Source organism: Solibacillus isronensis, from assembly GCF_023715405.1.
Taxonomy (GTDB): domain Bacteria; phylum Bacillota; class Bacilli; order Bacillales_A; family Planococcaceae; genus Solibacillus; species Solibacillus isronensis_B.
On sequence record NZ_JAMBOC010000001.1, the window covers coordinates 991,659 to 1,017,782 of the forward strand.

A 26,124-nucleotide genomic window follows, 5' to 3' on the forward strand; every position below is an offset into this window, starting at 1 on the left:
AATGGATGAGGTGAAACATGTTTAACAATAAAAAATTCCTCTTACTATTTTCTGCTCACTTTTTTAGTGCGTTTGGAGATGCAATATTATTTGTTATTTTACTGAGTATGCTGCAGACATTGGGAGGGACTGGTGTCGATACTTCGCTATATTTTCTATTTTCGGCACTTCCTGTTTTATTATTTGGTTTACACATCGGGGCATTTGTTGAAGCAAAACCATTACAAAAAATAATGGTTTCTTCCGACGCTATTCGAATAGTCCTACTGTTGCTCTTTTATTACATCAGTTATTTTCAAAACAAATCGGTTCTTATAATTTATGTACTGATTTTTTTAATCACACTCGTGAATGCTTTTTTCACTACTTCAAGTGCCAGCTTAATTCCACATATTATAGATAGTCAGTCAATCCCTAAAGCTAATGGCCTTTTTCGTATCATTAATATGACAGGTAAACTGATTGCTTATTCCTTTGCAGCTCTGTTATTTAAATTCGGTTTTACTATATATGAGAGTTTACTCGTCGTGACTATTTTTTATTTTGCTTCTCTTCTAACTGTTTTCTTTATTCAACCTGCTTATCAAAATAACATTTATATATCAGAAAAAGCTCCCTTAGTGAATTCAATTAAAGAAGGTCTTCTTTATATTAAAAAGGATCGAATCATTTTCAGGCTGTTTATTATATTTTTTTTAGGTTGGATGGTTGGCTCTGCAATTGATATTTACTTAATTAGTTATTTAAAAGTGATATATGGTAAAGGAGCCGAATACTTTTTCTTATTTACAACCCCGACAATACTCGGAATTGTAATAGGTTCATTAATTAGTCCATTTCTATACAACAATTTAAATAAAAAATATGGGTTCTTAATATCATTATTTGCTTTTAGTTTTGCTATTTTATGTTTTGCACTGAAATTGCCATTGCCTTTGTTACAGTTTTTATTAATAGTTGGCGGGGTTTCTCAAGGTATATTAAATATTTTCGTTGTGAGTTATCTTCAAACCAATGTACAGGGTACACACCTTGCGCGTGTATTTAGTGTTTATCATATTATTAGTGTTGGGGGAGGCATACCAGGTTACTTGCTATTTGGCTACCTAATAGACTTAATCGGTATCATTAGCTTAGGATTTATATTATCCGCCTATCTACTAATTATCGGTATAGCTTGTCTTCTCATACTTCCCTCAATGGAAACAACTAAATAGGTTTTTACTTATATCGTAATCGGGCGCTTTCCTTGGATACGGAATGGAACCTTTTCAGTTAAAGGGCCACTTAAGCTAACGGGGAAGGTTATTAAAGCAGAAAGGGGAATAACGATTGAAATAGTTAATGGTTGTGTCTTTTAGTTTTGACTGTGGATATGAAAAATTTAAGATTGATTTGAAACATAAGCCGCCTACACGCTAACGACTGTATTTAAGAACTCAATGTTATTGGGAAGTTATATGTTGATTATATACATTTGCTTAGGTGTAGTAACTTACTTTGTTATTAAAAAGAAACTTTCAAAAGGAACCGGAATTTAAATGGATGCTTAGAGCAACAAATATTTCTAAATGTGACCAAACATCGCTTTGGGAACTTGTTTTAAATGCATAATTTTTACGTTATAATTAAAATAAATATTTCATCTTCCTGCCAAAAATGGATAATTACAGTTCGTTTTTGTTCTTATATTTAAATGTTAGCTAGTGGTGTATCGGAGTGAATTGGAGGAGATACGAGTGTAACTTTAACTACCTTTTGAATTTTTAATACAAGAAAGGGTAGTGAAGATGAAAAAATCGTTTCATTATTTATGGATTAGTCAATTATTTGCCAACTTAGGTGACGTTTTTTATATCGTCGGGTTAATTTCTATTTTATATCAAGCAAGTGAATCACCATTCTATATGGCACTATTACCATTTTTAAATATGGCTGGTCGCATGATTAGTAGCAGTTTTGCGCCTCTACTGTTTAATCGTTACCGTTTAAAACAATTACTTGTTATTTCGCAAGCATTAAAAACGATTTTATTGTTGATTTTGGCAGTAGGTTCGCTTTATACACTGTCATTATCCTTTATGCTAATAATCATTTTTGCAGTCGCTTTTTTAGATGGGTTTGCACAACCAGCTAGTACTGCGCTGATTCCTCGAATCGTAGAAAATTCACAGCTTCTACGTGCAAATGGAACTTTATCAATGCTTGATGAATCAACACGGCTTGGTGGTTGGGCACTTGGCGGGATACTTGTGGCAGCAACTAGTGGGGGAATAGTGATTTGGATGACATTATTCCTTTTTATTCTCTCTACATTTTTTATTTTGTTCGTTACAGACAATACGCGATTCGAAAGAAAATTAAATGTTGCTAAAAAACAGGAACTAACAGAGGGCTTTAAACTTATTTGGGATAATCATTCGTTCCGTACGATTCATGTAATGATTATCCTTGAATCCATTGCAAATGTCGTTTGGGTCGCAGCCATTATGTATCTTTTTGTGGCTGATGTACTACATGTATCTGAGGCATGGTGGGGTTATATTAATACAACCTTCTTCATTGGATTGATTATTGGTGGTTTTATTTTCACTAAATTTGACCAATTTTTCGAGAGGAATTTAAAAAATATCGTATTGTTTTCATCAGTTGCTGTTGCTATTGTGATGTTATTGTTTGGATTAAACCAAATTGCAATAGTAGCACTAATATTAAGTCTATTTTTCGGAGTTTTTGACCAGTTCAAAGGCATTCTGCTTGGTACGTGGCTACAATTAAAAGCAACGGATGAACAACTTGTGAAAGTTTATAGTGCCCAAGGTGTATTAACATCTTTATTATTTGGTTTATCAACATTGCTTGCAGGGACGTTAGCAACTATCTTTTCTGTTCAGTGGCTTTTCATTGGTTCGGGGCTAATTTTACTACTGTCCGCTATTTATTTTGGTTATGTGCAAAAAAGATTCGTATAAATCATACATTAAATATAAAATAAACGTTCCCAAATCAAAGTTTGGACACGTACAGAAAACCCACAAACATTGTTAAATCAACGTTTGCGGGTTTTTGTATGTAACCTTGTTTATACAGCTTTTTATGCAATGGTATATAAACATGGAGAAAACGTTATGAGTTGTTATTTGAATAAAAACCTGTATACAGAGAAAATTTATTAACGCTGTAAACCTTCATTTTTTTCGCTCCAATATTTCGATTCCAGGGCCTTTAGTTGAATAACGATCTTCAACAATCGGGCGCTTTTCTTGAATAAGAATTCAAAGGAATTATTGGTAAATTAAAAGGCTTTTGGATTAACATGGGTTAACCGTACCATAAGTAAGTACGATTTATCAAAAGACCACTTTTTTGTTTATAGGTTATTTCTTTAGTATATGTTTCTTTCCGTTTAGATCTGTCACAACTAATTGTGTATCTGAAATATTCATATCCTTAGCTAAAACATTGGAAAGCTTGTTTGTCGTTTTATCAAGCAAACTATATTTGAAGATACCTTTATTGTTAAAGTAATAAATTGAAGAATGGTCATATAATACAGATTTATTTTCTCCACCCGCCTCGATAGGTGTTCCATCTCCGTAACTGTAACTGTATACATCAAAAGTTATACGCGCATCAAAGCTGCATTCTTTTTTCTTATCACTACTGCCATCCATCTTTGTAGAATAAAGTTCTAGCTTGCTGTCCACAAATTTCTCATTGTCCTGTACAATACGACGATTCAAGTAATTCCAATTCTCTGCATCTACATCCGTATAGAAAATCCGGTCGTTCCAAACGAACATATTACGGAAGTTACTGCCTGAAGGTTCTTTCATTTTCTTCAGTTCCTGTCCATTTGTATTCATTTTCATTACTGCATAAGCATATGGAACTTCGTCTGCTTCAGCAAAATCGCCACTATAATAAGGAATAAAAATTTCATTGTTATAGAGAATCAATTGAGTATTGTTATGCAAGTACAAAGGGGAATAATCCCAAGGACTACGTGGGATGTCTTCATCTTTTAATAAAACCTCTTGTTTAGCGGTTTCCATATTTTCTTTAATAATTTGATTATAACCATCTTTGTCTTTAGCGATAGAGTAGAGCAAGCCATCCTGTTCAATTGCTTTACCTTTTATGCTGACATATGAACGATAGTTGCTTAATTTCATTTTATCATCCATTGCACGCACTAAAAATGCCGAAAACTGCGCACGTGTGACAGCGTCTTTTGGCATAAATTTGCCGTTAGAACCACCTGCTACACGCTGTTTTGCGATTCCGTTGATATCCTGATATGCCCAGTGTGCTGGTGTGACATCAATGAATGTCGGTTGCTTATCAAGCGGCATGTCGAATGCACGACGTAAGATTGCAGCCATTTGCGCGCGTGATGTTTCTTCTCCGGGACGCATGAAGCCATTGTTACCGCGAAGGATTCCTTTTTCATTCACCGTCGCGAGAATTTTGTAGTAAGGGGAATCTTTCGCCACGTCCTTGAACTGAATTGATGTATCTTCGTTCAGCGGAATCTTTAGTGCTTTGATGAGCATAGCAGATGCTTGTGATCGCGTGATCGGCTCATTCGGGTTGAATGTTCCATCCGGATAGCCACCGATAATATTGAGATCAGATAAATACATGATTTCTTTCTTCGCCCAATGACTATTCACATCAGAAAACTGAGTAGCCGCTTGTGCTTGGAATGGGTTTGCAGCAATAATGATTAAAATAATCCCTACTATTGTTAGTTTGGCTTTCAACATGAAAGACCTCCTTTTGATACTTTTCTTCATTATTAAGTCTCCTTTATTATGTAATGCCCTGTACCGACGGAAAAAACGAGAAATAGTTTCAACATTTTTTAAAGTTTTTTTGATAGGTCAATTATGTATTTAAATGCCATCAAAGGTTTGCTTCATCTGTAATGTGTCCTCAAGATATGTGTATATAGAATTAACCAATAAAAATCTAATATTACTTAACAATCGGGCGCGGTTCTTCAATAAGAAGGTCGCGTTTTTCCATTATAGAGCCGTATTATTGAATAACATTTTTTAAGAAATGCTTTCGAATGAGGCCTTGGAAGTGTTTTGCAAGGTTTGCAAAAGGAAAATTTTTAAATTTATCGAAATATAATTAGGTAAACACTTATTATATTTTTTAAGGAGGAAACTATGGGTTATGTTGAAGATTTACGCAAGATTGTGGGTAACCAACCTCTCAATTTAGTTGGAGTTGCGGTAGCTGTGATTAACGAAAATGGAGATTTATTGCTGCAAAGAAGAAATGATGGGCAATGGGGTGTTCCCGGCGGGTTTATCGAATTAGGAGAGTCTACTGAAGAAGCAGGAAGAAGAGAAGTATTAGAAGAAACAGGGCTTGAAATAGGTAAACTTGATTTAGTGGGTGTCTATTCTGGAAAACAGCATTTTGTGAAGTTACCAAACGGCGACCAATTTTACCCTGTTACAATTGCATATATTTCAAAAGAAATTAAAGGTGGTGTTCTTAAAGCAGATGGTCAAGAAACTACCGAAGTAATGTTTTTTAGAGTAAGTGAGTTACCTGAAGGACTTAATCCACTGATAAAAAATCTTCTTAAACAATATTTCATGTTTATCGCAAAATAAATAATACAAAATTAGTGAAAAAGGATAAAAATAGTAAATTCAATAAACGCTCTCAAATGAAAAATTTGGGGTTACATAAAAACAATATTCCACAATCGGGATTCTTGAAAAGAAGTTCGCCTTTTTCAGAAAAAAGGGGGGATTAATTGAGAAAGATATTTATTTGGATAGTAACATTAACGGTATCGATAACTGTATTTCTAATTTATAATCACAAACAACCACCCATAGAAGAGGATGTGTTTAAATTTACGGAAAAATGGTCTTCTGCAACAGAAGATGTCTATCTTGTTAGAAAAATAGATGGGGACTGGTTAACCATATTTAGAAATTGGGATTCAATTATGATGGCTCGGTTAGAGCAAAATTGGTTGGGGAATTGGGAGTTAAGAAATGATGAGGGATTAGAATCTACATTAATTTCAACATATTTTCCACCTATTGAAGATGATGAATTTACTTGGAGTGCATCAGGTTCAAAGGAACGAAACAGATCCTACTATTTTGGTCAAATTATCAATCCTATTATTAAGAGAATAGAAGTTGAAACAAAGAAAGGCTTCTTTGAAGATGCTTTGATCGTTAACAGTGTGGGAGCGCAATTTTTCTTTGTTAATTCAGATTATGAGATGTTAATGCCTGTAAACATTAGAGCACTTTCCGAAACTGGAGAGTTAATTTATTCTACAATTAAACCAATAAAAAATGGTGAATTAAATAGTACTCATTAACCAGTTAATATAAATCAATATTATTCAACATTCGGACGCGATTCTTCAATAAGAAGTTTGCGTTTTTGGGCCATATTGTTGATTAGAAATTGATGTACATGGACAAGACTTTCTTGTTAATTAAAAGGGCCACACTAGTTCAGCTAGCGTGGCCCTTTTAATTAGCAACATGTTGTTTTGGTATTAGATGCACTTAAATCTAAACTACATACACCCGTTTCAGGTAAATCTAACTCCACCTTACGCGAAGCCTCTATATCACCTGTTAAATAAGCGACAATGGAGCGAACCTGTTCATAGCCAGTTGCCATTAAGAACGTTGGTGCGCGTCCGTAACTCTTCATACCAACAATATAGAAGCCAGCTTCTGGTTGACGCAACTCTAGCTCGCCGTGGGGACGCACGGTACCACAACTATGCTCATTTGGGTCAATCAGTGGTGCAAGCGTCTCTACGCTTTCAACAGCAGCGTCAATCGATAATCGAATTTCATTTAAGAAAGAGAAGTCTGGACGACTACCCGTATTGGAGATGATTTCATCAACTACAGGAAGTTGTTGTTCACCGTCTGGATCTTCGCCTTTGATGATGATGCCATCTTTTGTTTGTTCAAGATTCTGAATATAGAAAGGTGTATATACTTTTACTTTACCTTCATCAACTAAGTTGTGAATTTGGCTGCCTAGTTCACCTCGTGCGGCAAGTGCATCCTTGTCTTCACCACCATATGCATCTTCCACACGTTTTTTACGTAAAATCCATGTAATTTCAACATCTTTAAGCTTTTCTAACTCTAAAATTGTATTAATCGCAGAGTGTCCACCACCTACAACAGCGACACGTTTTCCTGAATAGCGATTTTTCAATTCATCTACGTTTGGAATGCCATAAAAAATTTTATTAGCTAATTGCTTTTCAGCTTTTGTCCATACATTATCTGAAAGAATCGGATTTGGCTGAGTCCACGTGCCTGTAGCATCAATGATTGCACTTGCTAAAATTTGTTTTGTTTCATCGTCTTGTTCAATATATAAAACAAACGGAGCCTGATCGCGGTTAGCAGACTTCATTTTATCGTGATTTTTTTTACTTATACCAACCACTGTTGTATTAAATGATATGAATGGTTTAATTTCAGGGATATTGGCTAGTGGCTGTAAATAGTGTTCGCGAATTTCTTGACCTGTTGGAAGCTCATCCTCCTGTGGCATTTTCCAGCCGTGCTTTTGTAAAAGCTCTTTAGCTGCTTTATCAACATTATATTGCCAAGGAGAGAATAGACGAACATGTTGCCATGATTTTATATTTTTAGCAACGTCAGCACCTTTTTCTAAAACAATAAAAGATTCACCAGCTCCTGCTAAATGTGCTGCTGCAGCTAAACCAACTGGACCTGCACCAAGTATTGCCACAGGATATTGTTTATTTAAATGAAATGCCATTTCATTACTTGTTGTTTCTTTTTTAGTTTGCTCAGTAGATCCACAGCATGTTGTAGTTGGTTCAGGAGTAGCTGAACAACAACTTGAAGTTTGTGATTTAACCGTTAATTTAATTTCCATTTGAAAATCCTCCATCAAATTTATTTAGTTGCAAAGTACAACTATATTTCGAAAATGAAAAGCAAGATTGCTCTTGCTTAGTAAAGAGGGGTGCAGCATACTTTTGATTTGGACATAGCTTCATTTAGTAGTTGAATAGAGCGTAGCACAGTTTCTTTTTCAAAATCATTCATATGTGAAAATACTTCTTCTAAATAGGTATTCATGGACTCATCAATTGTTGTTGCGACAAATTTCCCTTGTGTTGTTAACGATAAAATCGATACACGTTTATCTTGTGGAGACGGTGTTTTTCTCACCAAATCCATTTTAATAAGTGTTTGAATTTGACGACTGAATGTTGTAATATCCATTGCGAGTGTTTCAGCTATTTGTTGCATAGAAGGTGTTTTCTTTTTATCGATTTCATAAATTATATGACTTTGGATTGTAGAAATTTCAAACGATCCAACAGTGCAGCAATTTTTGTTTAATAAGCCAAATCTTCGTGTTAGTATGTGAAAAATTTCGCGTTTGTTTTCCATTCAATCACCTCTAATAAAATTAAATCAAAAATACTTGTAAAATGCAACTATTGTATTTATTATTTTAATTATCAATCAATTTATATGGAGGTTAATCGATGGCAATTAAAGTGCGGTCTGTTGTAAGTGAAGATTGGCAAGATGTAAAACGAATTTATGAAGCAGGGATAGAAACAAAAATGGCTACATTCGAATCGAAAGCACCAGAATCCTATGATGAATGGTTCGGTGAAGCAAATCCTCAATGTTCATTTGTGGCATATGAGGAAATTCATATTTTAGGTTGGTGTAAATTATCTCCCGTTTCCAAACGAAATGTGTATAAGGGGGTAGGAGAAGTAAGTATTTATATAGATACACACGCTAAAGGGAAAGGAATCGGTGATTTATTATTAAAGCATATGATTATAGCTTCTGAAAAGGAAGGTTTTTGGACTCTAGAATCCAAAATCTTTAAAGAGAATGTTGCTAGCCTCAACTTACACATCAAGAATGGCTTTCGTATTGTTGGAGTGCGAGAAAAGATCGCTCAATTAGATGGAATATGGAAAGATAATGTGCTATTAGAAAGAAGAAATTCTATCTAATACAAATATAGAATGCATCATTGAACATAATTACTTTATGAAAGACACTGCCTAGGTTTAGAAAAACAAGATTTATCGAGGTTTTTATTATTTATTGAAAACAATAGCTGTTTAAAGACTATATATCTGAATGTACACAAAATACTATAGACTTCGAAGAAATATTAAGTGAAAAAGGGAGGAATAATAAATTAAAGTTACCGTTAGACTCCAAAGAAGAAGCATCCTATATATACCAATTACTAAAACATACCGATACAAAAAATGCATTTATTCACGTAAGTATGGGATATGGAAGTGGCAATAAATATCAAGACCATATCGATGCTTTTAATCATCAGGTTACAATACATTTAGTTAATCATCTTAGGGGAATATCAAGAAGATATAATTACAGGAATTGAATCTGTGCCATTGCAAGTTGTAGAAGAAAATCAATAAACCTTTACAAGAGCTAAAGAGAATAAAAAGTATTTCAAGTAATGAGTTTTTAACTGATATAAGTCATTGGAATAATACTAATTTATTTGTATTAAAACAATCTGATTATGCAGCATTTATAAAAGAGATCAATACTCCAGTTAAATAATAATCAAACCTGTTCGTTATTAGATGAGCAGGTTTGATTATCTATTATAAAATCCAATATGGATAGAACTTCAGACCCGAACTTCTAAGTTTTCAGTATTAATATCCAAAAATAGAGTGTCCCGAAGTTCTTGTAATTGTACATCAATTTCCAAGTGGCGAGCGAAAAGGCTGCAACTCATTTTAAAAATAGGGACACGGTCATAATATATATTATAGGAAGTTACATCTCGTTTCAAAAGTATACTTATAATAGTGAGACAAAATGCGTTTTTTACTGAAATGGCCATAATTTAACCGGACCCGTTAAATTATGGCCATTCGCTTATTTTTTCATTTTCAGTTGGATCGTAACGCTTTTATATAATTGTATATAAATAAATTTTTCATCAGCAAAATACTCCAACATGTTTTGTTTACTTAATTGCTGCTCCAAGCCCGGTATTATCGCAATTGGCACCTTCAATTGTGCTGGTTGTTTGAATTCCACATTTTTTCGGTTACTCGTTATTTGTATATGTAAACCTCTATTAATATATATATCTACCGTTAATTGTTTGCAACGATCTTCTACAATCAATTCGATTCCAACCGCGCTTTTAAACAACATTGGCTGACAATCCGCTTCTTGTTCAACTGAAGCTACCCAGCTGTCCCCAAATGTATTTAACGGAACTTCTAGGCGATTTTCATCTGTTTCAGCTATTAGAGAATTTTCACTTTCTGTATCCGCTGAAATCAACTTCTGAATACTATCTGTCGTTTTATCTGCATACAAGACTTCCAATGATGTTTCAGTTTCATAGATTCGTATAACTGCTACCGCGCTTAACTGCGTTAATTTCTCAGCAACTAGTTCAAATTGATACAAATAACTATTATGAGAATTATTCCTGAAATATAAAAATCCATCTATATAGAAACAAAATTGAATGTTAACAGCAAGTTTCTGTTTTGCATGAAAAGGATAATCTGCAAATTTTATTTCATACAAATAACTATTTCCAGGATGTGCATAATATAAGCTATTATTGACAAGACAGCCATCATATAAACGATGAAATGCTTCAAATTTAGTACTCGTACAGATTGGATAATGATTTTCATTCCATTCATGATCAAGACGCATTTTCTCATCCGCAACTAAAAAATAGCGATAGCGAACTTCTTTACCAGAAATTGAGCCGATATCATCCCAAGTCACGTCCACATGGTACCAATGATCATCCATCTGCACCATATTCCATGCATGCCCCTCTGTTCCCTCACCCGCTGCTTTTCCAATCACATAATAACAAGGAATCCGAAGTACTTCCATAATCTTTTCAAAAAGAAGCGCGTACGCCATACAAACACCGTGTTTTTCATTCATAAATGTATACACAGCAAATGGCGAACCTTCAGTATGACGTTCATAGCTATAGGTTCTTGCGATATAGTCATGGACAATTAAGACCTTTTGCAACGCCGACATGTCTGGATGTATTCGATTCTTTAAAATGGTTTGAATTTCATCAACTATCCATTTTTCTTCCTGCCGCGCCATACGGTAACGCATCGTAAACTCCACTTTAATCCGGTTTTTCGTTAATTGGCGATATTTGTAGCTGCGCTTTTCACAATGCTGGGTATAAAATGGCTGTTCTAGATGGCACTGATCAAAAGCTTCCTTAATTAAAGAATCGATCGGTATTGGCAGCTGGCCGATAATATGCAGCGTAAACTGCCTGTCCATACGCTCCATATGGGCAATAAGCGCAGGCAGCAACTGTTTTGCTGTAATGGTCGTTGTTTTGATTGAATTCCCTTGCCTTTTATAATGTTCGTAGCTTTCAAAATACGTTTTCACAATGTGTCGATACTCCTCTTATAATGCTTCCGTTTCATCTTCTTCAAATGAATTGAGCTTAACATATATTTCAACCATTTTCCCGTCCATTTCAATGGTTTTCTCCAAATGCATCCCGTTTTTTAATGCAATTCTTTTCGATCCTTCATTTCCTACTTGAATCGCTGAAATATACCGGTGCAACCACATTTCTTCATCTGCATAGTTTGCAAGGGCCTGTGCTGCTTCAAACCCGTAGCCTTGTCCCCAATAAGTACGTTTAATCCAGTACCCGAGCTCAATTTCAAATGTATCGTCAATAACTTGTGCAACAAGCCCCGCGTGACCGATAAAATCTCCCGTTTGACGATGAAACAGTTTATGTAACCCGTAATCCCCAAAGTTTTGATATTGTTCAAGCATCCGTTCAATTAAATGAATCGCATAATGTTTATCCTTTATTTGTCCATTGCCAATAAATTTCATCATGAAAGGGTCCGAAACGAGGTCTACCACAAATGGAAGATCCTTTTCCGTATAACGTTCGAACGTTAACCGCTTCGTAGTCAAATTCAACATCGTATTCCTCCAATTTGATATTTTTCTGATTTGTTTTTTGGAATATCTCGGGTTTTTTCTCACACATGGTCAAAATATTAATATTATCATTCCATGTTTTGTAAATAATCAGATTCACCTAGATGAATAAACTCCCTCAAGTCTTATAAAAATTTTTGCATTGTTAGTATATCAGATTTTTACTATCCATTTTGTGTTATAGTACAATGTACTGAATTACACGAAATCAGCTAAAATTACAGATATTTTAATTGTCGAAATATAATATCGTGCTTTATGTAATTTAATTTCTAGCTAAAATATGTTTTTCATTATTTTCCTTTCCCCAAATAATAATCTTTTGTAAATTTTAAACACATCTTCTTTAATTTTATCTCCTTAAAACTTGATAATTCTACTTCATTACCATTTCAAACATTCCAACTTTTCAGAAAAATTGTTATTGCATTATACTCTATCCCCTCTTACAATGAGTACTATTAACGGATTCAAATAGTAATATGCCGTTTAAAACAGAATAATTTTTCATAAGGGGGAATTCCGTTGAGTCAATTAGGGGACAAAATCTCAGCGAAATGCGATGGCATTAACTATGAAAAAATCGATCGCATGGAAGCATTCAATCAGTTTGTAAAGAAGAAAAACACATTTTTATTCGGAATAACTATAACATTTTTGACATTTTACATCTTACTACCGGTGCTGGCATTCACACCTGTGTTACAACAGAAGGCTGTCGGCAGCATTACTTGGGTATGGGTATACTCGCTTGCCCTATTCATTATGACAATTATCTTATGTACACTCTACGTAAAAATGGCATCTAAATTCGATAAAGCTGCAGCTGCTGTTTTACAAGAATATGAAAAGGCAGGTGCATAACAATGAATCTCGTTTCAGCAGGTTTCTTTCTTGGTATCGTAGGTTTAACACTGATCGTTACATATATCGCTGCCAGAAGAACTTCTTCAGCAAGTGATTTCTACACAGCTGGCGGTGGTTTAAAAGGTTGGCAAAACGGATTTGCCATTGCTGGTGACTACTTATCTGCAGCGGCGTTTTTAGGGGTTTCCGGAGCGATTGCATTAACAGGCTTTGACGGCTTCTTCTTCTCTGTCGGATATGTCGTTGCAAACTTAGTTCTTCTATATATAATAGCGGAACCGATGCGTAATTTAGGACGCTATACATTGGCGGATATGCTGACATCTCGTTTTAATGAAAAACGGATTCGCGGTGTAGCGGCTACAGGTACGATTATTATCGTAATTTTGTATATGATCGCCCAATTAGTTGGTGCCGGTGCATTAATTAAACTTTTATTCGGTATCGAGTATTGGATGGCTGTTTTAATTGTCGGTGTCATGATGACGACGTACGTACTGTTCGGCGGAATGACGGCTACGAGCTGGGTACAGATTATTAAAGCAGGTCTATTATTGTTCGGTACGACATTACTGGCATTTTTAGTATTCTCAAAGTTTGATTTCAATTTAGTGAAAATGTTTGATACGGTTAGCACAAATTACGGGGACGAATATTTAGTTCCTGGTATGAAGTACACATCTACAATCGATTCGGTTTCGATGATGCTTGCATTAGTCCTCGGTACATCGGGTTTACCGCATATTTTAATGCGATTCTTTACAGTAAAAGATGCGAAAACGGCGCGTGCATCGATTTCATGGACAACATGGATTACGGCGATCTTCTTCTCACTGACGATTTTCTTAGGTTTTGGTGCAATGCATTTCGTCGGATTTGATAAAATCATCGCAGAAAATGCTGCTGGTAACACGGCTGCCCCACTATTGGCAGAGTTTTTAGGCGGCAATATTTTACTATCATTCATTTGTGCCGTTGCGTTTGCTACTATATTAGCGGTTGTTTCCGGATTAGTATTAACAGGTGCATCAGCAATTTCGCATGATATTTATGGTGAGATTCTGAAAGACGGGAAATTAACGGAAAAGCAACAAGTATTAGCTGCAAGAATCGGTTCTATTTCCATTGCAATTGTTTCAATCCTTTTGGCATTATTTGCGCAAAGCTTAAATGTTTCCTTCTTAGTATCATTTGCATTTTGTATCGGGGCATCGGCAAACTTACCGGTTATCCTCTATACAATCTATTGGAAGAAATTCAATGCAAACGGCGCGGTTGCTGCAATGGTAACAGGTTTAGTATCTTGTCTAATATTAGGTGCGCTTGGTCCAAACATTTGGAGTCCTACAGGAAATGCAATTTTTGTTGGTGAACCAATCGTGAACTTAGCGGTACCTGCCATCATTACAATTCCTTTAAGCTTCTTTGCAGGGTACCTAGGCTCTATATTAACAGCACACAAAGTGGAACAAGCAGAAGCAGAACGTGTTTATAAAGAGATCCGCGTTAAAGCACATACAGGTATTTCTGTACAAGATGTATCACATTAATTATGATAAGAAAATAAATTAGAACAATAGATTAAAAATAATAAAAACTGTCTCGAAAATATTTGCTATTTTTGAGCAGTTTTTTGCTTTTTTATACCATTTTTTACATGAATATAACTTTTCGAATATACTGATTTTAGTTTTTTGTAAAATAAATTATTTTTTAAATATTACTTTTACTTATAGAAATGAATAATACTTTCTTATAATTAATTTTCAGATTTTTTGTAATTCTTTCATGTTCAGGACCCTCCAAACCCATGTAAATCCTACCTTTCTATTGATTATCCAAAATATAACATTTTAATATTCTCCCGTTAATGTATCATTTTTTCTCTATTAAACTTATTTTTGCAAAAAATTTTTCCCCATAATTTATTTAAAAAGTGTTGCAATTTTGTTACAGCTAAAATAGAATGAAAATGTAAAATCCTAAAAGCAGAATTTTACGTACATTAAGCAGTAATAATTATCACAAAATGGGGGAATGTTTATGGGGAATAATCAAAAGCCAATTATTGATTATGAGAGAATTGCATCACAGCAATCTTTCAGGCAACTGGCGAGGAAAAAGAATTCATTTTTATGGTCGATTACCGCAATCTTTTTAGTACTTTATATGTTATTACCAATCTTAACTTCGTTTACAGATATCTTACATCAAAAAGCGATTGGTGATATTACATGGGTATGGCTTTATTCAGCTGGGTTGTTCGTAATGACATGGGGATTAGCTCACTTCTATGTAGCACGTGCTAATAAATATGACGCAGAAGCGAAAGCGATTATTGCGGAATATGAAGGAGGTAGAAGCAAATGAGTTTTACAGCGATATTCTTCTTCGTAGCAATCGTAGGTTTAACTTTAGTCATTACTTGGTGGGCATCTAAACGTACATCTAGTGCGTCGGATTTCTACACAGCTGGCGGCGGATTAACGGGCTGGCAAAATGGTATGGCCATTGCTGGTGACTACTTATCGGCAGCATCATTCTTAGGTATCGCAGGTTCGATTGCTTTATTCGGATTTGATGGCTTCTTCTTCTCGATCGGTTACCTAGTAGCCTATTTAGTAGTTTTATATATCGTCGCAGAGCCATTACGTAACTTAGGCCGATTCACATTAGCCGACATGATTACAGCTCGTTTCGATAAAGCAAAAGTTCGTGGTACAGCAGCATTATCTACAATTACAATCGTATTGTTCTACATGATCGCTCAGCTTGTAGGTGCAGGTGCCTTAATTCAATTACTGTTAGGTATTGAATACTGGATGGCGGTACTTTTAGTTGGTGTCATGATGACAATTTACGTATTATTCGGTGGTATGACAGCAACATCTTGGGTACAGATCATTAAAGCATGTCTATTAATGTTAGGTACTGTTATTATTTCATTCTTAGTATTAGCAAAATTCGACTTCTCTATCGCGAACATGTTTACACAAATGACAACGGTAACAGAGCATGGTGAAGCTTACTTAAATCCAGGTTTACGTTATACAAATGGTATTGATACAATTTCAATGCTATTGGCGCTAGTACTTGGTACAGCGGGTCTTCCACACATCCTAATGCGTTTCTTCACAGTAAAAGACGCACAAACAGCTCGTTCTTCAGTAATTTGGGCTACTTGGATTGTTGGTTTATTCTATGTATTAACGATTTTCCTAGGTTTCGGTGCAGCAGCATTCGTTGGTAAAGACGAAATCGTAGCAGCAAACCCGGCAGGTAACATGGCTGCCCCACTACTAGCACAAGCGCTAGGCGGCGACATTCTGTTCTCATTCGTTTGTGCGGTAGCATTCGCAACAATCTTAGCGGTAGTAGCAGGTTTAGTACTTTCTGGTGCCTCTGCCCTATCACATGATATTTACGGTCAAATTATTAAAAAAGGTAAAGTTACTGAACAAGAAGCGGTTAAAGCAGCTCGTATCGGTTCAATTATTATCTCAATTGTTTCGATTCTATTAGCTTTAGGTGCTCAAACATTAAACGTAGCCTTCTTAGTATCATTAGCATTCTGTATTGCGGCATCAGCGAACTTACCGGTAATCATCTACACAATCTACTGGAAACGTTTCAACACATCAGGTGCAGTTACAGCAATGTTAACAGGTTTAATCTCTGCATTGATTTTAGTTGCCGTATCTCCAAACGTATGGAATCCGGTTGAAGGTAAAGCAATCTTTGTTGGTGAACCGTTAATTATGTTAACGAACCCTGCATTAATTTCTGTACCTCTTGGCTTCTTAGGCGGATTTATCGGTACATTAATTTCTAAAGAAAGAAATGATCTGAAATACCGTGAAGTTGAAGTAAAAGCTCAGACAGGGATTTCTGTACAAGACATTTCTCACTAAAAATAACCTTCCTTACTTTGACGAGTTGAGGAAAAACGAATCAGCTTCTAACACTGTTAGAGGCTGATTTTTTATAACTCCACTGTTTTGTGAAATCTCCCCTATTCTATCTTGAGGAGTGAAGCGATGATGCTTGGACAGCATATACGCGTATTCATTTGTGTCGTAGTGATGGGCTGTATTGTCGGCTTTGTACTGAACGGGAAAGAAATTGAGACGAACTCCCCTTATATCGATTATGTAAAAGCGCAGCAGTGGCCTTTTAACGAAGAGTTACTCATTGCTGAAGTATTTGATGGCCATTATGAATTGACGTATTGGGAGTACTTTACCGCCCGAAGTGGCCAGCATGTCGTCCAGTTTACAGGAACGAACGATGAACAGCAGGATATTTACCAGTTTGTCGTCGAGGAAGATTATACGGGATTTACGATCGGTGTGGTAAAACAGAATAATATCCTTTTGCCGCCTGAACAAAAATGGACCTTTGTAAAAATGCTTACGAATAAAAAAGCGTCAACATCCGGAGAATTTCTTGCCGGAATTTGACGCTTTTACTATGCTTTTTTCTATTAAAAACAGGAATATTCTCCTTAATATTTCATGGTACAATAGTAAAGCAGCATCCAGCTGACTCCTTTTGCAAAGGAGGTGTACTACTGTGTCTTATCCATCACGCAAAGAAAAGGCTAAGGCTGTTTCGGAAAAAAAGCGTAAGGAAAAACTCGCCATTTTTCGTTATGCGACAGACATTTTTCGTATTGTCGATACCATTTATCGTTTTTTCCGAATGATGCTGTAAAAAATTCGTTTTCACCACTTAGACTAGCCATCTAGGTGGTGTTTTTAATTTTCATCATAAAAGGGTAAATAAAAAAGCGATTGGGGGCCACCCAACCGCTCTGTACTACTGTAGATCCATCACGCATGAATCTTACTAACTTCATTGTATGAAAGTATGCCTCCCATGTCAATGAATTACTTTTATATTATGCTGCCCCATATTCTTTTATGCATTGTGGTTATAGTATGCTCATTGCATTTAATATATCATGTAGCGCCTTTTTTCGTGGATATGTTTCAATTAAATAGGCTTTTAATTCTATAGCCCTGTCCTGATAGCCTAGCTGTTGCAAGCATGTAATAATAGATGCAAGATGACTGTAATGTTCCCGATTAGATGCAACATTTGCAAGCGCTAAAATATGTTGTACATGTAAAATTTCAACTTCTTGCGGGTAATGTGGTTGCAGTGAATGGCCAAATCGTAAAATCCGCTCAATATCTTGTTGACAATACTTTAATAATCGGTCCCATTGATAAGTCTTTTCTAAAAGGATTGGATAGTGATTTGGGAGTGGCTGCTGTTGCTCAAGAATTTCAATTAAATCATTTAATATATCGTGTAGTAATTCCTCTTCACCATCATAAAGATTTTTTAATCGATCAATATCGTCTAATTGACCACCTAATGCCAATTCAAATGCAACTGTGCGTTGAGCTGGCAAATTGCCCATCATTTGATGAATGGAAAACGCCGATATTAAATATTGATTCCGGTAATGCAGAGAGCTTGCATCCTGTTCAATTCCCTCTGCGCATAAAGTAAGGGCATTTGCATATTGTTTCCGGTCTATCGCAAAATGAATCATTTGTACACGTAATGTGCTATGAATATCGACTTTTTTATAAAACGACTCTATTTCACTTTCAGCGCCTACAGTCTTTAATAATTGAAATTCTAAGTCATATGCCAGCTTCTTATCTCCAGTTTTTTTGGTATGATGCTGTAAGGCTTCCAATATATGATACTTCATATTGGAAACAGGACTAAGTGTTATGGCAGCTTCCATTAAAAACAAATACTCTTTTTTCACTTTTACATTTTGGTCAAACTTTACTAAAAGCCATTTAGTCCATTCGATTGCTTGTTCATTGGATTGAACTGTCTGAAGACTATCATAAAAAATACGATACATTTCTTCTAGTGTTTGCTCGTAAAGCCACGAAGGACAATTATCTACTATATCGCTAATTCGCTCAAAACAAACCTCAAACAGTGCAAATGCAGTTAGTGGATCTTCATTTGTCAGTTGTTGTGCTTGTTCCATAACTTCAAAGATGCTTTCAATGGGTTCTTCAAAATCATCCGCTTGCCAAAAGCCTCTTTTAAAAAGTTGATTCACACTTTTTAAAATTTTCTCTTCTGCTTGTAGAATGAGGTGAGTTGCATTTTTTATACCATTTACTTTTTTCGGTATCCAGCGTTCCTGTATAGATGGATATTGCTCCATAATCTCCACTAATACATCAACCAGTTCAGCCTTAGTCTTTTCATTAAAGAAGGCCATAAAATCGACGGCTTCTACATTTGACTGTATCAAGCTTTCACGAATCGCATAATACGCCGCAACTTCATGCTTACAAGTACCATCAAACGGGCATGTACAGTAAGATTCGACAATCTTATCATTTTTCAGCTCGATATAAACAAGGTACTCATCCGTACCTAAAATTTTTGCCCGCCATGCATTATGTGCAATTTGCTTAAATTCTCGAATGAGATTTTTGTTATAGTAATCCTTTCCTCTTGACAAAATTACTTTTGAAACGTTTTTTTCGAATTGATGTATATGCATTGAACTCACCCATTTTTATTGTTTGTTATAAATAATAATAGCATGTTAATGATAGTTCGGTTAGAAAAATAGAGTTTGCATTAAAAACAGCGACCGCATAGATTTTGAGGATGGACTAGTTCTGCTTTTTATTAAAAAAGCGATTGGGCTTAGCCCAATCGCTTTCAAATTTATTCTACTTTCTCCACATAAGCGCGGCAGATTGCCCCATCGCCTTCTGTATCAATCCGTAGTGAACCGTTTGAATAACGGTCCGCTCTCGTTAAGGATGTCACTGAGATTGTTTCCTGTATACCTTTTTCGGTCTCGATTATAAACGTATTTCTAAAGTTAACAACTAAAATTGTATAAATACGGTGCGGGTTCGATTTTAACTCTTTTAAAATAACGACACCGCGTTTTGCCCGGGTGCCAAGTTCAAGTTCCGATAACAACATTCGTTTAACGGCACCGCGCTGTGTGACAATAACGAGTTCTTGTTCCTGCTCCGGATTTAATAATGCAACCGCTGCAAGATACTCGCCCTCTTTAACAATAATCCCTTTAACTCCTGCTGTTTTCACACCTGTTACCGGAAGATCTTCCATAGGGAAACGGATTGTATAGCTCGTGTTTGTAGAAAGCAATACTTCTTCCTTATCCGTAACAAGACGCGCAAAAATCATCTCGTCTTCGCCTTTTAAATTCATTGTCTTAATCGGTTTCGAATAACGAGTGACGATATAGTCAGCAAGTGCCGACCGCTTAATTTGCCCTTCTTTTGTAGCGGTAAATACATACATATTCGGTTGCTCAAATGTTTCAATACCGATGACTTCGATAATTTCTTCGTTTGAGTCGATCGGCACAATACTTGAAATATGCTGTCCGAGATCTTTCCAGCGAATATCCGGCAATTCATGTACCGGCTGGTAAATGTAGTGCCCTTTATTCGTAAACAGGAGTAAATGATGCTGCGTGTTCAAGTTAGCTTCATACAGCAAGTAATCGGAATCCTTCATCGCAAAATCCTTGCCGTTTGACGCACTGTGTGAACGAAGACTTGTCCGCTTTACATAGCCGTCTTTTGTTACGGTTACGACAACTTCTTCACTTGGGACCAATACATCACGCGTTACTTTAATTTCTTCGATTTCTGCTTCGATTGTAGAAAGGCGAGGTAAAGTAAAGCGTTTTTTAATGTCATTTAACTCGGACTTAATAACACGGATCAACTTCTTCTCGTCCTCTAAAATGGCTTTCAGTTTCACAACAAGTTCATGTAATTCATCTTGCTCTTTTTGCAGTTGTGTAATATCGGTATTCGTTAAACGGTAAAGTTGTAGGCTGACAATTGCTTCTGCCTGTTCTTCCGAAAAGCCGAATTTCTCGATAATGTTATTTTTCGCATCGCGTTTATCTTTCGATGCACGGATTGTTTCAATCACTTCATCTAAAATGGATAAAGCTTTCATAAGACCTTCAACGATATGTAAGCGATCTTCTGCTTTTGTTAGATCATATTGGGATCTGCGGCGCACGATTTCCTTCTGGTGATCAATATACGCATCCAACATAAGCGGCAATGTCATCATCATCGGACGACGGTTATGAATCGCAATCATATTGAAGTTATATGAAACTTGCAAATCCGTTGATTTTAAAAGGAAGTTTAAAATTCCTTGTGCAGGCACATCTTTTTTCAGCTCTACAACAATTCGTAAACCATCACGGTCCGATTCATCTCGAATTTCGGAAATACCGTCTAAACGGCGGTCATTTACGCGCAGCTCGTCCATTTTACGGATCATATTGGCCTTATTTACTTCAAACGGGATTTCGGTAATGATAATTTGCTCTTTATTGCCTTTTAACTGCTCAATTTCTGTACGTGAACGGACAATAATTTTCCCTTTACCTGTCTCGTATGCTTTTTTAATGCCATCAACACCTTGAATAATCCCGCCCGTAGGAAAATCGGGACCTTTAATAACGGTCATCAGTTCATCGACTGTACAGTTTTTGTTGTCCAGACGCATTAAAACCGCATCAAGTGCTTCCTGCAGATTATGTGGCGGAATATCCGTCGCATAACCAGCCGAAATCCCTGTTGCGCCATTAACTAATAAATTCGGGAATCGAGATGGCAATACAGTTGGTTCCATATCCTGATCATCAAAGTTTGGTACGAATTCAACTGTATTTTTATTGATATCACGTAATAGTTCTGCGGCAATCGCTGAAAGACGTGCTTCCGTATAACGCATTGCGGCTGGCGGGTCACCATCGACAGAACCGTTGTTACCATGCATTTCAACCAGCATCTGACGGCTTTTCCAGTCCTGACTCATACGGACCATTGCATCATACACCGAAGAATCACCGTGCGGGTGGTAGTTACCAATTACATTACCGACTGTTTTTGCCGATTTACGGAACGGTTTGTCAAAAGTGTTACCTTCATGGAACATCGCATATAATATACGACGTTGTACAGGTTTTAGCCCGTCACGCGTATCCGGTAATGCACGATCTTGAATAATATATTTGGAATAGCGACCAAAACGGTCACCCATTACTTCTTCTAATGGCAGATCTTGAAATTTTTCTACAAAACTCATTATTCGTTAACCTCCTCATGCTGGATGAATTCATTTTCTAAAATGCTTGCATCCTCTTCCATGCCGAAGTTGACGTTTGATTCAATCCATTTACGGCGGGGCTCTACTTTATCGCCCATCAATGTTGTAATACGACGTTCTGCACGTGCACCATCTTCAATTTTTACGCGGATTAATGTACGTGTTTCCGGATTCATCGTTGTATCCCAAAGCTGATCGGCATTCATCTCACCTAAACCTTTATAGCGCTGAATAATATAGCCTTTGCCGATTTTTTTCGTTGCGGCGCTTAGCTCCTGTTCTGTCCAGGCATACATAAGCTCCTGCTTTTTACCCGACCCTTTTGATACTTTATAAAGAGGCGGTAACGCAATATACACTTTTCCTGCTTCGATGAGCGGACGCATATAACGGTAGAAGAATGTCAGCAATAATACTTGAATATGGGCACCATCTGTATCGGCATCGGTCATGATAACAACTTTATCGTAAGCGGCATCTTCCACCGAGAAATCTGCACCGACACCTGCACCGATCGTATGGATAATCGTCGCAATTTCTTCATTTTTCATAATATCCTGCAGCTTTGCCTTTTCAGTATTGATAACTTTACCGCGCAATGGCAAAATCGCCTGGAATGTACGGTCACGACCTTGCTTCGCCGAACCGCCCGCTGAATCACCCTCTACAAGGTATAATTCATTTCTTGAAGCATTTTTCGACTGTGCAGGTGTCAACTTACCAGACAGAAGCGTACTCGATTTTTTCTTTTTCCCGTTACGGGCATCATCACGTGCTTTACGCGCTGCTTCACGCACTTGTTGGGCGCGAATTGCTTTACGCACTAAAGAAGCCGACAGCTCGGCATTTTCTTCAAGCACATACATTAATTGCTCTGAAACAACGGTATCAACGGCAGAGCGTGCTTCAGATGTACCAAGCTTCCCTTTTGTCTGACCTTCGAATTGCAGCAGATTTTCAGGAATACGTACAGAAACAATTGCTGTCAGACCTTCACGAATATCAGTGCCTTCCAGGTTTTTATCTTTTTCTTTCAGTAATCCGATTTTGCGGGCGTATTCATTAAACACACGTGTCAACGCTGTTTTAGCGCCGGTTTCATGTGTACCGCCATCACGTGTACGGACATTGTTAACGAATGACAAAATCGTTTCGGAATAGCCGTCATTAAATTGCAGTGCGAACTCCACTTCAATTTCCTGAATGCTACCTTCAACATATTTAACCGGATGTAATACATCTTTTTCTTCGTTTAAGTATGTGACGAATGCTTCAATACCGCTTTCATAATAGAAAATTTCATTTTTTCCTTCTCCGCGGTCATCGATTAGTTCAATTTTTAATCCTTTTAATAAAAACGCAGATTCACGTAAGCGTTCTGCCAATGTATCATAATTATATTTAACGACTGAAAAAATCGTTGGATCCGGCAGGAAATGTACAAGTGTTCCTGTTTCCTTCGTTTTTCCGATCATATCAAGCGATGTAGCCGGTTTCCCGCCTTGTTCAAAGCGCTGGCGATAAACTTGGCCATCACGATAAATTGTTACTTCCAAAAATGTTGATAAGGCGTTTACAACTGATGAACCTACACCATGTAAACCGCCACTTGTTTTATAACCGCCTTGTCCAAACTTTCCGCCTGCATGAAGGACGGTGAAAATAATTTCAGGGGTTGGTTTACCCATTTTATGCATACCTGTTGGCATACCACGACCATGGTCACGCACGCTAATACTGTTATCTTCATGAATCTTCACGATGATATGATTTCCATATCCAGCAAGCGCTTCATCCACTGCATTGTCTACAATTTCATACACTAAGTGGTGAAGACCTCGACTATCTGTAGAACCAATATACATCCCTGGTCTTTTGCGTACGGCTTCTAAACCTTCTAATACTTGAATGGCATCTTCATTATACGAAATACCGGCTTGGTTTTTTACCAAATGTAATCCCCTCCAAAAATACAAACAAACGTTCTATTTACTACCTAATCGTACGCTCAAATATGCATGATGTCAATGTTTAAAGGTACTGATTTAGGCTTTGCAAAGATTAATTGTATCATCAAAAACGAACGTTTAAAAGCATATCCTTCAGTAGCAAACAATAAAATGTAACTTTTTCCCTGTTTTTTACGATGAACGAAAAAATAATACCTCTTTCCTTCTATTAAAAAACATTGTAAAATATTCAATACATACTATTAGTACCAAGTAGTAATTCTGAATTCGAAAGGAGCACAACACTTGATCAACGCATTAATTATTATTTGTGCTTATTTAATCGGTTCCATTCCATCTGCTTTATGGATTGGCAAAATTTTTTACAAAACGGATATTCGACAACAAGGCAGCGGCAATTTAGGAACGACTAATACATTTAGAGTATTAGGCAAAAAACCGGGCATCGCCGTATTGCTTATTGATATATTGAAAGGAACGGCTGCGGTATTGCTACCGTTATTGCCATTTTTCGCAGACAGCACTGTCCATCCTTTAATCTTAGGTGTCATCGCGGCTGCTGGCCATATGTTCCCGATTTTCGCTAGTTTCCGCGGAGGAAAAGCAGTTGCTACGAGCGGCGGTGTTATTTTAGGCTATAATTTACCGTTATTTTTAATTTTAATCATTGTATTTGTCATCGCCTTAAAGTTAACGAAAATGGTCAGCTTATCATCTATGATTGTATCCGCTGCAGCGGTTATTTATGTAATTGGTCATTGGATGATAACAGGAGAATATGCATTATTCATTTTGGTTGTCGTTCTGGCAGGCTTCATTTTTTACCGTCACCGTGAAAATATTAAGCGGATTAAAGCCGGTACTGAACCGAAAATTAAAGGATTTTAAACGATTGACTGAAAGGGTTTCCTTTCAGTCTTTTTTTGTACTTAAAATTCAGAACGCGAGCTTTGTAAGTTTTTTTTATTTACTGCATAATGGCAGTAGAGGTGAAATATATGGAAATCAAACTATCAGAAAAAGCACTCAATTGGTTTAAACAAGAGATGGAAGTAGAAAAAGGCGATTTTATTCGCTTTTATGCAAGGTATGGAGGTTCTTCACCTTTTCATGAAGGGTTTTCGTTAGGGATGACACGGGAGCAGCCGCATGAAATAGGTATTGAAACGGTTGTGGAAGATATTCATTACTACATCGAAAAATCCGATGAATGGTTTTTTAATGAACATCATTTAGTTGTAGATGTCGCCGATTCATCCGATGAATTAACTTATTCGTACGAAAAATAAAGGCCCTATTTCCGCTTCCTAATACAAACAATTTGCCGCTCAAAAAGTTCAAATGTTTCGAATTTATTGTAAATCCATTTTTGCCGATTCAATCGTTATAATGAGTAAGGATTATATCGAGGATTGATGAGGGATTACATGTGAAAGTGAAACAGGAATTTTATTGGCGCTGCGTATTTTTTATTGCAGGCATCATTGTTTTATCATTAGGCGTCGCATTGACGATCAAAGGACAAATACTTGGCGTTGGGTCATGGGATGTCCTTCATATCGGATTACAAAAAAACTTGGGATTAACGGTCGGTATGTGGTCGATTATTTTAGGTTTGCTCATTCTGGCTGTTGATACGTTTTTCACAAAAAGATTGCCAAAAGCAGGGACTTATTTGGACATGTTCCTGACAGGGATTTTTATTGATATATTTTTGTTAGTATTACCGGATGCGAATACACTGTTAGAACAAACATTGGCGTTTGTTGTTGGCGTTGTTCTGCTCGGCTTCGGCTGCGGGATGTATATGGTCGCAAACCTCGGTGTAGGACCTCGTGATACATTAATGCTGCTGTTGGTGCATCGCCTCGGCTGGAGTGTCAACCGTGCACGGACGACAATGGAAGTAACGGTTGCTGTATTAGGTTTTGTATTGGGCGGACCAGTCGGAGTCGGTACTGTATTTATGGCGTTCGGCTTAGGGCCTGTCGTACAATGGGCACTCAAATGGAACGGAAAGTTGTTCCACCGCGCAGCAGGTGTCGAAAGTGTTGTTATATAAA

General features: G+C 36.6%; 22 protein-coding genes. 14 read left to right on the forward strand and 8 right to left on the reverse strand.

The features are described 5' to 3' along the window. The first annotated feature begins 17 nt into the window (after positions 1–17). Both M3166_RS05080 and M3166_RS05085 read left to right on the forward strand, forming a co-directional pair. On the forward strand, positions 18–1,217 hold the full coding sequence (locus M3166_RS05080) for an MFS transporter (protein WP_251687954.1): 1,200 nt from the start codon (positions 18–20) through the stop codon (positions 1,215–1,217). Positions 1,218–1,790: 573 nt separating this feature from the next. Then, positions 1,791–2,972 carry an MFS transporter gene (locus M3166_RS05085; protein WP_251687956.1) on the forward strand — a complete coding sequence of 394 codons (1,182 nt, stop codon included), beginning with the start codon at positions 1,791–1,793 and terminating at the stop codon, positions 2,970–2,972. A gap of 405 nt (positions 2,973–3,377) precedes the next feature. Here M3166_RS05085 and M3166_RS05090 read toward each other — a convergent pair whose 3' ends face one another. Beyond that, positions 3,378–4,769: an S-layer homology domain-containing protein gene (locus M3166_RS05090; RefSeq protein ID WP_251687958.1), complete on the reverse strand. Its 1,392-nt coding sequence runs from the start codon at positions 4,767–4,769 to the stop codon at positions 3,378–3,380. A gap of 411 nt (positions 4,770–5,180) precedes the next feature. On the opposite strand from M3166_RS05090, the gene M3166_RS05095 reads away from it, so the two are divergent. Both M3166_RS05095 and M3166_RS05100 read left to right on the forward strand, forming a co-directional pair. Then, positions 5,181–5,636: an NUDIX hydrolase gene (locus M3166_RS05095; protein ID WP_251687960.1), complete on the forward strand. Its 456-nt coding sequence runs from the start codon at positions 5,181–5,183 to the stop codon at positions 5,634–5,636. 146 nt (positions 5,637–5,782) lie between these two features. Further along, positions 5,783–6,367, forward strand: a complete 585-nt coding sequence (locus M3166_RS05100; RefSeq protein WP_251687961.1) for a hypothetical protein — start codon at positions 5,783–5,785, stop codon at positions 6,365–6,367. Positions 6,368–6,528: 161 nt separating this feature from the next. Here the strand turns inward: M3166_RS05100 and M3166_RS05105 are convergent, their stop codons facing one another. Further along, positions 6,529–7,929, reverse strand: a complete 1,401-nt coding sequence (locus M3166_RS05105; RefSeq protein ID WP_251690015.1) for an NAD(P)-binding domain-containing protein — start codon at positions 7,927–7,929, stop codon at positions 6,529–6,531. A gap of 77 nt (positions 7,930–8,006) precedes the next feature. Beyond that, positions 8,007–8,453, reverse strand: coding sequence for a MarR family winged helix-turn-helix transcriptional regulator (locus M3166_RS05110; RefSeq protein WP_251687963.1), 447 nt, complete (start codon positions 8,451–8,453; stop codon positions 8,007–8,009). Between the two features lie 98 nt (positions 8,454–8,551). Here M3166_RS05110 and M3166_RS05115 point away from each other — a divergent pair, with 98 nt between their 5' ends. Next, the gene (locus M3166_RS05115; RefSeq protein WP_251687965.1) at positions 8,552–9,040 is read left to right on the forward strand and encodes a GNAT family N-acetyltransferase; all 489 of its coding nucleotides are present in this window, start codon (positions 8,552–8,554) and stop codon (positions 9,038–9,040) included. A 913-nt stretch (positions 9,041–9,953) separates the two neighbouring features. On the opposite strand, the gene M3166_RS05120 is transcribed toward M3166_RS05115, so the two are convergent. Beyond that, on the reverse strand, positions 9,954–11,477 hold the full coding sequence (locus M3166_RS05120) for a transglutaminase domain-containing protein (RefSeq protein ID WP_251687967.1): 1,524 nt from the start codon (positions 11,475–11,477) through the stop codon (positions 9,954–9,956). Positions 11,478–11,495: 18 nt separating this feature from the next. Next, complete coding sequence (locus M3166_RS05125; protein ID WP_251687968.1) at positions 11,496–12,035, reverse strand: GNAT family N-acetyltransferase; 540 nt, start codon at positions 12,033–12,035, stop codon at positions 11,496–11,498. Positions 12,036–12,578: 543 nt separating this feature from the next. On the opposite strand from M3166_RS05125, the gene M3166_RS05130 reads away from it, so the two are divergent. The 6 genes from M3166_RS05130 (at position 12,579) to M3166_RS05155 (ending at position 17,633) form a co-directional block, all read left to right on the forward strand. After that, entirely contained in the window at positions 12,579–12,917 is a 339-nt protein-coding gene (locus M3166_RS05130; RefSeq protein WP_251687970.1) for a DUF485 domain-containing protein, read from the forward strand. Positions 12,918–12,919: 2 nt separating this feature from the next. Next, on the forward strand, positions 12,920–14,470 hold the full coding sequence (locus tag M3166_RS05135; protein WP_251687972.1) for a solute symporter family protein: 1,551 nt from the start codon (positions 12,920–12,922) through the stop codon (positions 14,468–14,470). Positions 14,471–14,963: 493 nt separating this feature from the next. Next, complete coding sequence (locus M3166_RS05140) at positions 14,964–15,290, forward strand: DUF485 domain-containing protein (protein ID WP_251687974.1); 327 nt, start codon at positions 14,964–14,966, stop codon at positions 15,288–15,290. Then, positions 15,287–16,831 carry a solute symporter family protein gene (locus M3166_RS05145; RefSeq protein ID WP_251687976.1) on the forward strand — a complete coding sequence of 515 codons (1,545 nt, stop codon included), beginning with the start codon at positions 15,287–15,289 and terminating at the stop codon, positions 16,829–16,831. The genes M3166_RS05140 and M3166_RS05145 overlap by 4 nt, the downstream gene beginning before the upstream one ends. A 126-nt stretch (positions 16,832–16,957) precedes the next feature. Next, a complete protein-coding gene (locus M3166_RS05150; protein ID WP_251687978.1) occupies positions 16,958–17,380 on the forward strand; it encodes a hypothetical protein in 423 nt (140 codons plus the stop codon). A gap of 112 nt (positions 17,381–17,492) precedes the next feature. After that, entirely contained in the window at positions 17,493–17,633 is a 141-nt protein-coding gene (locus M3166_RS05155; RefSeq protein WP_176142089.1) for a hypothetical protein, read from the forward strand. Positions 17,634–17,853: 220 nt separating this feature from the next. Here the strand turns inward: M3166_RS05155 and M3166_RS05160 are convergent, their stop codons facing one another. The 3 genes from M3166_RS05160 to parE all read right to left on the reverse strand — a co-directional run bounded on the left by M3166_RS05160 (position 17,854) and on the right by parE (position 24,043). Then, a complete protein-coding gene (locus tag M3166_RS05160) occupies positions 17,854–19,470 on the reverse strand; it encodes an SWIM zinc finger family protein (protein WP_251687980.1) in 1,617 nt (538 codons plus the stop codon). Between the two features lie 170 nt (positions 19,471–19,640). Then, positions 19,641–22,070 (reverse strand): DNA topoisomerase IV subunit A, encoded by a 2,430-nt coding sequence (gene parC / locus M3166_RS05165; protein WP_251687982.1) that lies wholly within the window; start codon positions 22,068–22,070, stop codon positions 19,641–19,643. Beyond that, positions 22,070–24,043 carry a DNA topoisomerase IV subunit B gene (gene parE / locus M3166_RS05170; RefSeq protein ID WP_251687984.1) on the reverse strand — a complete coding sequence of 658 codons (1,974 nt, stop codon included), beginning with the start codon at positions 24,041–24,043 and terminating at the stop codon, positions 22,070–22,072. Before parE ends, parC begins: the two co-directional genes overlap by 1 nt. A gap of 303 nt (positions 24,044–24,346) precedes the next feature. On the opposite strand from parE, the gene plsY reads away from it, so the two are divergent. The 3 genes from plsY (at position 24,347) to M3166_RS05185 (ending at position 26,123) form a co-directional block, all read left to right on the forward strand. Next, positions 24,347–24,949: a glycerol-3-phosphate 1-O-acyltransferase PlsY gene (gene plsY, locus M3166_RS05175; protein ID WP_079526708.1), complete on the forward strand. Its 603-nt coding sequence runs from the start codon at positions 24,347–24,349 to the stop codon at positions 24,947–24,949. Between the two features lie 110 nt (positions 24,950–25,059). Continuing rightward, positions 25,060–25,350 carry a HesB/YadR/YfhF family protein gene (locus tag M3166_RS05180; protein ID WP_251687986.1) on the forward strand — a complete coding sequence of 97 codons (291 nt, stop codon included), beginning with the start codon at positions 25,060–25,062 and terminating at the stop codon, positions 25,348–25,350. A gap of 146 nt (positions 25,351–25,496) precedes the next feature. Continuing rightward, positions 25,497–26,123: a YczE/YyaS/YitT family protein gene (locus M3166_RS05185; protein ID WP_353056567.1), complete on the forward strand. Its 627-nt coding sequence runs from the start codon at positions 25,497–25,499 to the stop codon at positions 26,121–26,123. Position 26,124 lies beyond the last annotated feature (1 nt).